General features: G+C 63.7%; 8 protein-coding genes. 2 read left to right on the top strand and 6 right to left on the bottom strand.

The window, feature by feature from the left end; translation table 11 throughout:
* Positions 1-3,529, top strand: a 3,529-nt coding sequence (locus tag GZH52_RS16420; protein WP_163318009.1) for a VCBS domain-containing protein, incomplete at its 5' end; no start/stop codon positions are given.
* A 115-nt stretch (positions 3,530-3,644) separates the two neighbouring features.
* Here the strand turns inward: GZH52_RS16420 and GZH52_RS16415 are convergent.
* The 4 genes from GZH52_RS16415 to GZH52_RS16400 all read right to left on the bottom strand — a co-directional run bounded on the left by GZH52_RS16415 (position 3,645) and on the right by GZH52_RS16400 (position 9,033).
* On the bottom strand, positions 3,645-5,927 hold the full coding sequence (locus GZH52_RS16415; RefSeq protein WP_163318008.1) for an NADP-dependent malic enzyme: 2,283 nt from the start codon (positions 5,925-5,927) through the stop codon (positions 3,645-3,647).
* Positions 5,928-6,079: 152 nt separating this feature from the next.
* Positions 6,080-7,363, bottom strand: coding sequence for a TRAP transporter large permease (locus GZH52_RS16410; RefSeq protein ID WP_163318007.1), 1,284 nt, complete (start codon positions 7,361-7,363; stop codon positions 6,080-6,082).
* The gene (locus GZH52_RS16405) at positions 7,360-7,974 is read right to left on the bottom strand and encodes a TRAP transporter small permease (RefSeq protein WP_163318006.1); all 615 of its coding nucleotides are present in this window, start codon (positions 7,972-7,974) and stop codon (positions 7,360-7,362) included. Before GZH52_RS16405 ends, GZH52_RS16410 begins: the two co-directional genes overlap by 4 nt.
* Positions 7,975-8,034: 60 nt before the next feature.
* Positions 8,035-9,033, bottom strand: coding sequence for a TRAP transporter substrate-binding protein (locus tag GZH52_RS16400; RefSeq protein WP_163318005.1), 999 nt, complete (start codon positions 9,031-9,033; stop codon positions 8,035-8,037).
* Positions 9,034-9,156: 123 nt separating this feature from the next.
* Here GZH52_RS16400 and GZH52_RS16395 point away from each other — a divergent pair, with 123 nt between their 5' ends.
* Complete coding sequence (locus GZH52_RS16395; RefSeq protein ID WP_163318004.1) at positions 9,157-11,388, top strand: PAS domain-containing sensor histidine kinase; 2,232 nt, start codon at positions 9,157-9,159, stop codon at positions 11,386-11,388.
* Here GZH52_RS16395 and nadB read toward each other — a convergent pair.
* Both nadB and GZH52_RS16730 read right to left on the bottom strand, forming a co-directional pair.
* Positions 11,385-12,965: an L-aspartate oxidase gene (nadB, locus tag GZH52_RS16390; RefSeq protein ID WP_163318003.1), complete on the bottom strand. Its 1,581-nt coding sequence runs from the start codon at positions 12,963-12,965 to the stop codon at positions 11,385-11,387. The genes GZH52_RS16395 and nadB overlap by 4 nt on opposite strands.
* Before the next feature lie 64 nt (positions 12,966-13,029).
* A partial coding sequence (locus GZH52_RS16730) for a hypothetical protein (protein WP_203525821.1) occupies positions 13,030-13,303 on the bottom strand: 274 nt, incomplete at its 5' end.

The raw sequence follows: 13,303 nt of genomic DNA, 5'->3' as shown, positions 1-13,303 counted from the left end.
CGGCCAGTGGACCTACACGCTGGACAGCCGCGCCGATGTGCTGAAGGCGGGCGAGAAGGCCGGCGAGACGCTGACGGTCAAGCTGAGCGACGGCACCACCACCACCACCGTGAAGATCGACATCACGGGCACGGACGACGTACCGAGGCTGGCGCCTGACTCGGGTAGCGTGACCGAAGACGCGGTAACGGCGGGCACGACCAAGCTGGAGACCAGCGGCACGCTGGCGGCCGGCACCGGCGGCGACGCCGGTGAAGACAAGTTCCAGGCTGGCACGCTCAACGGCACCTACGGCCAGCTGGTGCTGGGTGCGGACGGCAAGTGGACGTACAGCGCGGACAACACCCAGGCGGTGATCCAGAACCTGAAGGCGGGCGAGAAGCTGACCGACACCATCACGGTGACCAACGCGGACGGCAAGACCACCACCACGGTGACCATCACCATCAACGGCACCAACGACGCCCCCACCACTTCCGGCGGTTATGCGCAGGGCACCGAGGATCAGGCGTTTGCGTTGCAGTGGAGCCAGTTCAATGCGGCGGATGTCGATGCAGGCTCCTCGCTGTCGATCAAGATCACCTCGCTGCCGACGGATGGCGTGTTGCAGTACAAGGATGGCAATGGCAATTGGCAGTCGGTGCAGTCTAACCAGACGTTCAGCAAGGCCGACATCGACGCGGGCAAACTGCAGTTCAAGCCTGACCTGCACGAATCGAGCACGACGGCGGGCAATGGTAGCGGCAGCAGTCTTGGCGACCAGAAGGGTGACTACGCGTCCTTCGACTATCAGGTCAGCGATGGGACCAACCAGAGCACGAGCGGGAAGTTTGTGCTGGACATCGTGGCGGATGCGGATGCACCGACCCTGAGCATCAGCCCGGTACCGACAGCTGTGCCGACCGGTTTGAAGAAGGAGGTCTGGACTGGTATGGCGATCAGCGATGGCCAGAATACAGGCTCGGGTGTCAGTCCGGATAAGCTGGAGAAAGCCATTGAAGGTGCCAGCGGTATGGCAACCGTGTCGACCATCACTAATGTGATGCAGGGCCAGGTGGAGGTGAATACGGCTACCCGGGTGACTGGCCTGGTATATCTGGAAGAGGGCAAGACCTATACCTTCAGCGGCGTGGCCGATGACAGCTTCCGTCTGGAAGTGGGCGGTATTACCGTGGCCGATGCCAACTGGGGCCGCGATAGCGGTAACTATTCAGGCAACTTTGTACCGGCGGTCAGCGGTTATTACACCCTGACCATGTTCCATCACAACGAATCCGGTCCAGGTAGTTTTGATGTGAATGTCAGCATCAATGGTGCTGGGCCACAGGATCTGAGCTCCGGAACCCTGAGGCTGTACACCGCAACGACCGATATTACCGGTGCCGGTGTGAACCTGTCGCCACTGGTGCCCAATGCCAGTGGTGAGGGTGGCTACTACACAGAAGTGCAGCTGAACCGCGGCAACGAGGATACCTGGATTCCGATTACTCGCATCAGCAGTGGCCTGGTCGATTCCGACGGTTCGGAAACCCTGTCGATGTCGCTGTCGATCTCCGGGCTACCAAATGGTTCGAGCGCGCAACTGAGTGATGGGGTGCGTACGGTCACGGTAGGTGCTGGCGACGTCGTCAGCCTGGATGGCTGGAATCTATCCACGCTGCAGTTCAAGGGGCCGCAGGACTGGAACGGCAGCGTCAAGCTGACAGTGACCGCGACGGCGACCGAGTCGTCGAATGGCGACAAGGAGAGCACTAGCCAGGAGCTGACGGTGACGGTGCTACCGAGTAACGACGCGCCGGTGGCACAGAATGCCAGCCATACCCTGCTGGAGCAGGAGACTGTCAGCGGCAAGGTTGTCGCCAGCGATATTGAGGGTGATAGCCTGACATTCAACGTCAAGACTGGCGCGGCGCACGGGGTAGTGAGTGTTGATGCAAACGGCAACTACAGCTACACCCCAAGCAAGGGGTATACGGGGTCGGATAGTTTTGTGGTGAATGTCAGCGATGGCAAGGGCGGGATGACGACTTCGACCATTACGCTGGATGTGAAACCGGTTGACCTGCATGTGCAGACTGGCAGCAAGAATCCGGATACCTTGAGTGGGACGGCTGGGCAGGATGTGATGATCGGCGACATCGGTACGGTCTTGATGCAGCCGGGGCAGAATTACAATCTGGCCTTTATGATCGATAGCTCGGGTAGTGTGAGTAGCGATGATATTGCGACCATCAAAACGCAACTGGCAACGGTGTTCAAGCAGTTGCAGGCGTCGGCGGTAACTAATGGTGCCGGCAAGGTGAATGTATTCCTGGTTGATTTTGATACTCAGGCGAACAGCAGTATTTCGGTTGATCTGAGCTCAGCTAATGCCTTGAGTACGCTGCAGGGGGTGATTGATTCGCTGGCGAGTGGCGGTGGTACCAACTACGAGGATGTGTTCAAGACTACGGCCAACTGGTTTCAAGGAGCGGCCGCCAAGGCGAACAGCAATGCGATCAACCAGACATTCTTCATGACTGATGGCAAGCCGACGTATTACCAGCAAAAGGAACAAGCCACCCCTGGCAATAATCTGACGAGCAATCCGGATGGCAAGGGCGGGATCGAGTATTCAGAAATCGGCGGGGATGGGAACAATACGGATAGTACGACTATTCAGAATTCAAAAGATGCCTTCGCATTGTTGCTGAAAGTTTCGAATGTCGAGGCGATCGGAGTCAACTCTGGAATTACTACCAGTGATTTGTCTCCTTATGATTCGGACGGAAAACCGCAGGCGAATATTCCGGCGGACAGAATTGCCAGTGCGATTCTTGGGTATGAGCTGGATGGGCCGGCTGCTGCCGATACGCTCAATGGTGGGGCCGGGGATGACATCCTGTTCGGTGACCGTATCCGGCTGGATGGGATTCCAGGGGAGGGCTTCGAGGCACTCAAGGCTTATGTTGCTAGTAAGTCGGGAGTCGGCTCACCGACCGATGCCGATGTGTACCGCTATGTATTGGGCCACGCCTCCGAGTTTGACCGGTCGTTTAGCAGCGACGGAAACGATATCTTGAATGGGGGTGATGGACGTGATCTGTTGTTTGGTCAGGGGGGGAGCGATAGCCTGAACGGAGGTGCCGGCAATGACACGCTTTACGGTGGTAGCGGCAACGACCTGCTGACCGGCGGTTTGGGGGTCGATACCTTTAGGTGGGCATTGGGCGACCAGGGCGCATCGGCAGCGAGCAAGGCGGTGGATACCATTACCGATTTCGGAAAGGACGGTGACAAGGATGTGCTAGACCTTCGCGACCTGCTGATCGGTGACAGCCGCACGGTAGCCAGCCTCGATGCGTACCTTGATTTCAAATGGGATGGCAAAAATACGGTGATCGACGTCCGTCACGAAGGGGCAGGCAAAGATGTAACCCAGCAGATCGTTCTGGAGAACACCAACCTGGCCGACCAGTTGGGGGTGGCGCAGTCGGATACCGCGATCCTGCAGAAACTGCTCGACAGCAACCGCCTGAACAACGACTAAGCCCCCCGCCCCCGCCCCGGCCGCTGGCGGCTGGGGCAAGGGGCAGCGTCAAGCGCAGGCGCAAAAAAACGGGAGGCTCATGCCTCCCGTTTGCTTTACTGCTGAACCCGGCGGTTTAGCCTTGCGCGGCGGTCTGCGCGTCGACGGCGGCGAGCGCCACCATGTTGACGATGCGGCGCACCGACGAGATCGGGGTCAGGATGTGCACCGGCTTGGCCATGCCCATCAGGATGGGCCCGATGGTCACGCCGTCGGACGCCGACACGCGCAGCAGGTTGTAGCTGATGTTGGCGGCTTCGACGTTCGGCATGATCAACAGGTTGGCCGCGCCCTTGAGCGGGCTGTCCGGCATCGCCTGCGCGCGGATCGCCTCGATCAGCGCGGCGTCGCCCTGCATCTCGCCGTCGATTTCCAGCGCGGGGTGGCGCGCCTGCACCAGTTCGAGCGCGTCGCGCATCTTGCTGGCGGCCGGGTTGTTCAGCGCGCCGAAGCTGGAGTTGGACAACAGCGCGACCTTGGGCGCGATGCCGAAGCGCTTGACGGCCTCGGCGGCCATCTCGGTGATGGCGGCCAGCTCTTCCGCGTCCGGGTTCTCGTTGACGTAGGTGTCGGCGATGAAGATGTTGCCGGTGGGCAGGATCAGCGCGTTCATCGCGCAGGCGACCTGGTCTTCGCGGCCGTAGCCGAGCACGTCCTCGACGATGCCGAAGTGCTGCTTGTACGCGCCGTAGGTGCCGCAGATCAGCGCGTCGGCCTCGCCACGGCGCACCATCAGCGCGCCGATCAGCGTGGTGTTGCCGATCACGCGGCGCTTGGCCTGTTCCTGGCTGACGCCGCGGCGCTTCATCAGCGCGTAGTAGTCTTTCCAGTATTCGGCGAAGCGCGGGTCGTTCTCGTTGTTGACCAGCTCGAAGTCGACGCCGGCCCGGATCTTCAGGCCGAGCTTCTCGATGCGCTTCTCGATCACCGACGGGCGGCCGATCAGCACCGGGAACGCCAGCTTCTGCGAGACGATTTCCTGCGTCGCGTGCAGCACGCGCTCGTCCTCACCCTCGGCCAGCACCACGCGCTTCTGTTCCTTCTTGGCCTGGCTGAACACCGGCTTCATGAACAGGTTGGTCTTGTAGACGAACTGCGCGAGGTGGTCGACGTAGGCGTCCATGTCCTCGATCGGGCGGGTGGCGACGCCGGAGTCCATCGCCGCCTTGGCGACGGCCGGTGCGATCTTGACGATCAGGCGCGGGTCGAACGGCTTGGGGATCACGTACTCGGGGCCGAACGACAGCTCCTGGTTGTTGTACGCGGAGGCGACCACCTCGTTCTGCTCGGCCATCGCCAGGTCCGCGATCGCGCGCACGCAGGCGAGCTTCATCTCTTCGTTGATGGTGGTCGCGCCCACATCCAGCGCGCCCCTGAAGATGAACGGGAAGCACAGGACGTTGTTGACCTGGTTCGGGAAGTCGGAGCGGCCGGTGCCGATGATGGCGTCCGGGCGCACTTCCTTGACCAGCGGCGGCAGGATTTCCGGCTCCGGGTTGGCCATGGCGAGGATGACCGGGTGCGCGGCCATGCTCTTGACCATGTCCTGGCTGACCAGCTTGGGGCCGGACAGGCCCATGAAAATGTCGGCGCCGACCATTGCGTCGGCGAGCTTGCGCTGGCCGTTATCCGGGATGGCGTAGCGTTTTTTCGATTCGTCGAGCTTCTCGTCGCGGCCGGTGTAGATCACGCCCTTGGAGTCGCACACGGTGATGTTGGCGCGGTTCACGCCCAGCGCGACCAGCAGGTCGAGGCAGGCGATGGCGGCGGCGCCGGCGCCGGAGGCGACCACGCGCACCTTCTCGATGTCCTTGCCGATCAGGCGCAGCGAGTTGAGGACGGCGGCAGCGGCGACGATGGCGGTGCCGTGCTGGTCATCGTGGAACACCGGGATGCCCATGCGCTCGCGGCACTTCTTCTCGATGTAGAAGCACTCGGGCGCCTTGATGTCTTCGAGGTTGATGCCGCCGAAGGTCGGCTCCAGCGAGCAGATGATGTCGACCAGCTTGTCCGGGTCGTTCTCGTTCACTTCGATGTCGAACACGTCGACGCCGGCGAACTTCTTGAACAGGACGCCCTTGCCCTCCATCACCGGCTTGCCGGCCAGCGGGCCGATGTTGCCCAGGCCGAGCACGGCGGTGCCGTTGGAGATCACCGCGACCAGGTTGCCGCGCGCGGTGTACTTGTACGCGTTGAGCGGGTCGTCGACGATGGCCATGCACGGCGCGGCGACGCCGGGCGAGTACGCCAGCGCGAGGTCGTGCTGGGTGGCCAGCGGCTTGGTCGGCGCGACCTGGATCTTGCCCGGGTGGGGAAACTGGTGGAAGTCGAGCGCGCTCTGGCGCAATTGCTCATCCATTTGAAGGGGCTCCTGAGGGACTTCTTTAGGCAGATTGGATTAACAGCGGTCGCCGCAGATTATATAGGCTTAAGCAAACGGGCGGCTACGCTGCTTGTCCGACAAAAAAAGCGACGGCGCAAGGCCGTCGCTTTCTCGCAAATTGCTGGCGCTTACATCATGCCCAGCGTGCGCGGCAGCCACAGCGAGATGGCCGGCACGTAGGTGACCAGGGCGAGGAAGGCGAGCATGGTCAAGAGCCACGGCCATACCGCGATAGTCAGCTCGGTGATGCCCATCTTGGTGATGCCCGAGGCGACGTACAGGTTGAGGCCGACCGGCGGGTGGCACATGCCCACTTCCATGTTGACGACGATCAGGATGCCGAAGTGCACCGGGTCGATGCCCAGTGCCACCGCCACCGGGAACAGGATGGGCGCCAGGATCAGTACGATAGACGACGGCTCCATCACGTTGCCCGCCAGTAGCAGCAGGATGTTGACCACCAGCAGGAAGGCGATCGGGCCCAGGCCCATGTCGATCAGCCACGCGGCCATCGCCTGCGGGATGCCTTCACTGGTCATCAGGAAGGAGAACAGCACGGCGTTGGTGATGATGTAGAGCAGCATCGCCGACATCGACGCGGAGTCGAGCAGCACTTTCGGCACCTGCTTGAGGCTCATGTCCTTGTAGACGAACACGGCCACGATAAAGGCGTACACCGCGCTCATCGCGGCCGCTTCGGTCGGCGTGAACACACCCGAGTAAATACCGCCGATCACCACCACGATCAGGAACAGGCCCCACATCGACTCGTGGAATGCCTTCACGCGCTGCGCGAAGGTCGCCTTGGGCAGGCGCGGGTAGCCGAACTTGCGTGCGCGGTACCAGGTGGTCAGGCCGAGGAAGGTGGCGAGCATCAGGCCCGGGATCACGCCGGCCATGAACAGTTGGCCGACCGAGGTGTTGGTCGCGACCGAGTACATCACCATCACGATGGACGGCGGGATCAGGATGCCCAGCGCGCCGCTGGTGGTGATCACGCCGGCGCCGAAGCGGTCCGGGAAGCCCTGCTTGACCATCGCCGGCAGCAGGATGGAGCCGATGGCGACCACGGTGGCCGGGCTGGAGCCGGACACCGCCGCGAACAGCGCGCAGGCCAGTACGCCGGCGAGGCCGAGGCCGCCGTGCCAGTGGCCGACCATGCTGGTGGCGAAGTTGATCATGCGCCGGGCAACGCCGCCGTGGGTCAGGAAGTTACCGGCCAGGATGAAGAACGGGATCGCCATGATCTCGAACTTCTCGATGCCGGTGAACAGCTTGAGGGCGACCGCCTCGATCGGCACCTCGGTCATGGTGAACAGGAAAGTCAGTACCGTCAGGCCGAGCGAGATCGAGATCGGCATGCCGGTGAGCATCAGGACGATCAACAGTCCGAAGATGATCAGCGCGCTCATTTGTTGTCATCCTTGTGCTTGATGTCGTGCGGGTGCAGGTTGTCGTCCATCGCGAACCAGTTGCTGTCGGGCGCGACGTCTTCCATGCCTTCGACGTGGCTGTGGTCGTGCTTGGGCAATTCGCCGGTGCGGATGAAATTCCAGGTGACCTGCAGGAAGCGGAAGCTCATCAGGTAGGAGCCGCAGGGGATGGCGAGGTAGACCAGCCACATCGGCACTTCGAGGTCGGCCGAGGTCTGGTCGGTGTGGGCGATTTCCCAGACAAAAGTCGCGCCCAGCGTGCCGACGATGGTGGTGAACAGCGCGCCGGCCAGCAGACCCAGCACGATGAAGCGGCCGCGGTTCTTGTCGCCGAGCTTGTTGATCAGCACGTCGACGCCTACATGGATGCCGGTACGTACGCCGTAGGCGGCGCCGAATTTGGCCATCCATACGAACAGGTAGATGGTCAGCTCCTGCGCCCACGCCATGTTGATGTCGACAAGGTAGGGCTGCAGGATTTCGATGCCGGCCCCGTAGCGGTGGGCGACGGCGGCGAAGGTGATCAAGGTGGCGGCGCCCATCAGGAACGCGATCAGCCACTCCTCGAGATGGTCGAGGAATTTGAGCATGGATGTTCTCCGGAAACGACAAGGGCATGGCGCCAGGCGGCGACCATGCCCACGGACGGATTAGTTGGCCTTGAAGCCGGTGACGGTCTGTACGGCCTTGACGGTGTCGGCGCCGATGCGGCTGGTCATCTTGGCGTGTACCGGGGCGAGTACCTTGCGGAAGGCGGCGCGTTCGGCCTGGCTCGGGTTGTAGACGGCGGTCTTGCCCGAGGCAGCGATGCGCTTGAGGTCTTCGTCGTTTTCCTGCTTGGCGATCTTGTTCGCGTACACGGTCGCGTCTTTCATCGCGCCCTCGAGCTGGGTGCGAACGTCGGCGGGCAGGCCGTCCCAGAACTTCTTGTTCACGATTACCGCGTAGCCCAGGTAGCCGTGGGCAGTGGTGGTCAGGTGCTTCTGCACTTCGTGCATCTTCTGGGTGTACATATTGGACGGCGGGTTCTCGGTGCCGTCGACCACGCCGGTCTGCAGCGCCTGGTACACCTCGGAGAACGCCATCACCTGCGGCATCGCGCCCATCGAGCGCATTTCCTCGTCGAGCACCTTGGACGACTGGATGCGCATCTTCAGGCCCTTGACGTCGGCCGGCAGCTTGATCGGCTTGTTGGCGGACAGGTGCTTGAAGCCGTTGTCCCAGAAGGCCAGGCCCTTGATGCCCTTGCTATCCAGTTTGCCCAGCAGTTGCTGGCCGACCGGGCCCTGGGTGACCTTGTGCAGTTCGTCGTAGTTGTCGAAGATGTACGGCAGGTCGAACACCTCGAATTCCTTCACGCCCAGCGGGCCGAACTTGGCGAGGCTCGGGGCCAGCATCTGCACCGCGCCCAGCTGCAGCGCTTCCAGTTCTTCCTTGTCCTTGTACAACTGGCTGTTCGGGTACACCTCGACCTTGACCTTGCCCTTGGTGCGCTGCTCGGCAAGCTTCTTGAAGTATTCGGCGGCCTTGCCCTTCGGGGTGTCCTGCGCGACAACGTGGCTGAACTTGATGACGATTTCGCCGGCGGCGAAGGCGGAGCCGGCGGCGAGCGACGCGGCGACGGCGAGGGCGGTCAGTTTGAGCTTCATGAGGTTTCTCCGTTGAGGTTTGGGATGCGGTTTTTTTGCTGCCCGCTTTATGCGTGTAAAGTAAGAATCCGCCGCCAACCTATCCATTGGGGAATTCCGCATTGGGGAATTCCCGTATGAAAAATGAATTCAACCTCGTCCAAATCCAGACCCCGTTCACCCCGCCTGTTGTGGTCGTTCGCCGGGCTGACCATGGCCGCGCTGGTACTGTGCGTCGCCGTCATCACCGTGCTGATCGTGCGCGACTGGCGCGACGAGCAGGACAGCGTGCTGATCCAGGACCTGCTGTGGCTCGAGCAGTCGATCCGCGTCTCGCTCGATTCCGAGCGCGAGTGGGCCGCTAACCTGGCCGAGACACTGGCTGGCGTTGAGCAGCCGGCCATGCACCTGAAGGCGGCCGCGGGCCTGTTCTTGCGCGAGCATCCCGGCGTCGTCGATATCACCTTACTGAGTCCGGAGAGCGTGCGCGCGGCCGTCTCCGGCGTCGGGCCGGGGGACGCGGTGTGGCGTGTGCAGCGGCTAAGGCACGCTGCCTACGGCCAGCCCTACGTCGGTGCCGACGGCCGCTACCGTTTTGATCTGGTGGTGCCGCAGGCCGGCACGGGGGGCGCGCTGCGCCTGAGCTACCAGCTTGACCGCTTGCTGCAAAGCCAGGTGCCGTGGTGGATGGCGTCGCGCTACCACCTGAGCGTGGTCGACGTAGGTGGGCGGGTGCTGGCCAGCAAGTTCACGCAGGCGGAGCCGGCCGACACCTTCAGCCACCAGTTGAGCTTCGATCCGCCCGGTTTCGGCCTGTCGCTGCGCGCGGTCGCCTACCGGCAGGGCATGGGCGTGGCGATGCCGGTGCTGCTCGCGGTCATCGCGCTGCTGACCCTGGCGCTTGGCGGCGCGTTCTGGCGGATCCGCCGGCACACCGGCGAGCGGCTGCGTGCCGAGCGCGCGCTCTCGGCCGAGGTGTCGCTCAGGCAGGCGATGGAAGACGGCATGAAGAACGGCCTGTTGGTGTGCGACCTGGCCGGCGTGGTCGTCTACGTGAACCGCGCCTTCTGCCAGATGGTCGGGCAGGACGCGACCGCGCTGGTCGGGCAGGCGACGCCGTACCCTTTTGTCGAGGCGGGCGGCGCGCTTGACTGGGCAGCGATCTCCGCGGACGCCTTGCCCGAGCACGGCCTGGAGCTGACGCTCTGCGCGCAGTCCGGCGCGCAGGTCGAGGTGCGCGTCTATATCACCCCGCTGGGCGACGGGCAGGGCGGGCAGCGCGGCTGGATCGCGTCGATGTACGACATCACCGAGCTCAAACGCCAGCGGCTGGCGGTCGCCGCGTCGCGCGCGCGCTTTCTGGCGGTGCTCAACGGGCTGGAGACTGGCGTCTGCGTGACGGCCGGTGCGCTGGACGCGGTGCTGTACGAGAACCCGGCCTTCGGCCGGTTGTGGCCAGACCATGCGCCGCTGCCCGGCCTGCCGCCGGCCGAGGGCGAGGAGGGTGTTCCGTTCGACCACGGGCCGGACGGGGCAGGACGCGTCGTCGAGCTGCGGCACAACCGCATCGAATGGAGCGACGGCGAGCGGGCCTGGCTGACCCTGCTGCTCGACGTCAGCGAGGCGCGCCAGCGCGAGGAGCGCGAGCGCACCCTCGAGCAGCGCTTCCAGGACACCACGCGGCTGGTGGCGATGGGTGAGATGGCGTCCAGTCTTGCGCACGAGTTGGGGCAGCCGCTGACCGCGATCACCACTTACGCCAGCGGCCTCAAGCGGCGGCTGGGCCGGGTGGAGAGTTTGCCCGACGGCGTGCTGCCGGCGTTGCAGGGTCTGAGCGAGCAGGCGCAGCGCGCCGCGCAGATCGTCGCCAGCATCCGCGCCTTCGTGAAGAAGCACTCGCCGCAGGTCGAGCCGGTCGACCCGGTGCCCTTGATGCAGCGGGCGCTGGCGCTGGTGCAGCCGCTGGCCGACAAGCAGCAGGTGCCGCTGCGGCTGGTGCAGCGCGGCCGCAGCTGCCGGCTGCAGGCCGACCCGGTGCTGATCGAGCAGGTGGTGCTCAACCTGGTGAAGAACGCGATCGAGGCGCAGGTGGACGCCGGCGTGACCCGGCCGCGGGTCGACGTGCGCAGCGAGGCGGGCGCGGAGAGCTGGCGGGTCGAGGTGGTCGACAACGGGCCGGGGCTGTCGGACAGCGCGCGGGCCAACCTGTTTACGCCGTTTTACAGCAGCAAGGCCGACGGCATGGGGATCGGCCTCAATATCTGCCGCTCCATCGTCGAATTCCACCGCGGCGAGTTCGGCGTGACGCGCACGCTGTCCGGCGGCTGCGTGTTCTGGTTCACGCTGCCGCTGGAGGCTGAAGACGTAGCCGCCTAAGGCGTATCGGGGGTGAGCACGGTCGGCTCGGCACGCGGCAGGGTGTCCGGGTAGTCGCGGCTGTAGTGCAGGCCGCGACTCTCGTGGCGGGCCATCGCCGAGCGCACGATCAGCTCGGCGGTCAGCACCAGGTTGCGCAGTTCGATCAGGTCGTTGCTGACGTGGAAGTGGCTGTAGTACTCGTCGATCTCGAGTTTGAGCAGTTCGATGCGGTGCAGCGCGCGCTTCAGCCGCTTGTTGGTGCGCACGATGCCGACGTAGTCCCACATCGCACGTCTCAGCTCGTCCCAGTTGTGCGAGATCACCACCTCTTCGTCCGGGTCGGTCACCTGGCTGTCGTCCCAGTCGGGGATCGCCGGCAGTTCGATGGCCGGCGCCGCAAGGATCGCGTCGGCGGCGGCGCGGCCGACCACCATGCATTCGAGCAGCGAGTTGCTGGCCAGTCGATTCGCGCCGTGCAAGCCGGTGCACGCGGCTTCGCCGACGGCGAACAGCCCGGCCACGTCGGTGCGTCCGGCGAGGTCGGTGACCAGGCCGCCGCAGGTGTAGTGCGCGGCCGGTACCACCGGGATCGGCTGCTGGGTGATGTCGATGCCCAGATTCAGGCAGTGCGCGTAGATGTTCGGGAAGTGTTCGCGCACGAACGATGCCGGCTTGTACGAGATGTCGAGGTAGACGCAGTCGAGGCCGTGCTTCTTCATCTCGAAGTCGATGGCGCGGGCGACCACGTCGCGCGGTGCGAGCTCGGCGCGCTCGTCGTGCTCGGGCATGAAGCGGGTGCCGTCTGGCAATTTCAGGATGCCGCCTTCGCCGCGTACTGCCTCCGAGATCAGGAAGGACTTGCTGTGCGGGTGGTACAGGCAGGTCGGGTGGAACTGGATGAATTCCATGTTGCCGACCCGGCAGCCGGCACGCCAGCCCATCGCGATGCCGTCGCCGGTCGCGGTGTCGGGGTTGGTCGTATAGAGATACACCTTGCCGGCGCCGCCGGACGCGATGATGGTGTCGCGCGCGGCGACGGTCAGCACCTTGTCGCTCGCCTTGTCGAGTACGTAGGCGCCGTAGCAGCGCTCGCCGGCGAGGCCGAGCTTCCTGGCGGTGATCAGATCGACCGCGATGTGCTCTTCCAGCAGGGTGATGTTCGGGTGCGCGCGCAGCTTCTGGCCCAGCGTGCTGGTGACGGCCGCGCCGGTGGCGTCTGCCGCGTGGATGATGCGGCGGTGGCTGTGCCCGCCTTCGCGGGTCAGGTGGTAGCCGGTCTGGTGGCTGTCGTCGCGCGTGAACGGCACGCCCAGTTCGATCAGCCAGTCGATCGCCGCCTTCGAGTGCTCGACGATGAAACGGGTTGCTTCTTCGTCGCACAGGCCGGCACCGGCGACCAGCGTGTCGCGGATATGCGCCTCGGCCGAGTCGCCGGTGTCGAGCACCGCCGCGATGCCGCCTTGCGCGTAGGTCGAGCTGCCTTCGAGCAGGTCGCGTTTGGTCACCACGCAGACCTTGCGCTGCTCGGCCAGGTGCAGCGCAAGCGTCATGCCGGCCAGGCCGCTGCCGATAATGAGTACGTCGAAGTTGAGCATGATGGGGTCCGTGACGCGTCTGAAGCTGGGCTGGATAGCGTAGCAGAATTTTTGCGGCAATTTTTCAAGCAGCAGGCATAAAAGAGCCCCGGCAGGCAGGTTTATGAAAATAATGCGCCAAACAGGGTTGACGGCACAGGGTGCGATCCGTATAGTTCGCCTCCTCAGCTGACGACGCAAACGAAACGAAGTCAGCACTGCTCTTTAACAAAACGAACAACCGATAGGTGTGAGTGCTTGGCGCAGCCAACACTTGCACTGCAAGAGAAGGAAACGAAAGTTTCTTTGGACTTGCGTGCCAGAAGTACGAAAAAGTTAGAGATTGAACTGAAGAGTTT

Origin of the sequence: Crenobacter caeni, from assembly GCF_010435965.1 — a bacterium.
Lineage (GTDB): Bacteria > Pseudomonadota > Gammaproteobacteria > Burkholderiales > Chromobacteriaceae > Craterilacuibacter > Craterilacuibacter caeni.
The sequence above is the reverse complement of the archived record's forward strand: the minus strand, read 5'-3'. Positions and strand labels throughout refer to the sequence as shown.

What these genes read in the sequence shown, in the direction of transcription:
- GZH52_RS16415 (WP_163318008.1), bottom strand. Translation starts at nt 5,927, where the DNA reads ATGGATGAGCAATTGCGCCAGAGCGCGCTCGACTTCCACCAGTTTCCC.
- GZH52_RS16410 (WP_163318007.1), bottom strand. Translation starts at nt 7,363, where the DNA reads ATGAGCGCGCTGATCATCTTCGGACTGTTGATCGTCCTGATGCTCACC.
- GZH52_RS16405 (WP_163318006.1), bottom strand. Translation starts at nt 7,974, where the DNA reads ATGCTCAAATTCCTCGACCATCTCGAGGAGTGGCTGATCGCGTTCCTG.
- GZH52_RS16400 (WP_163318005.1), bottom strand. Translation starts at nt 9,033, where the DNA reads ATGAAGCTCAAACTGACCGCCCTCGCCGTCGCCGCGTCGCTCGCCGCC.
- GZH52_RS16395 (WP_163318004.1), top strand. Translation starts at nt 9,157, where the DNA reads ATGAATTCAACCTCGTCCAAATCCAGACCCCGTTCACCCCGCCTGTTG.
- nadB (WP_163318003.1), bottom strand. Translation starts at nt 12,965, where the DNA reads ATGCTCAACTTCGACGTACTCATTATCGGCAGCGGCCTGGCCGGCATG.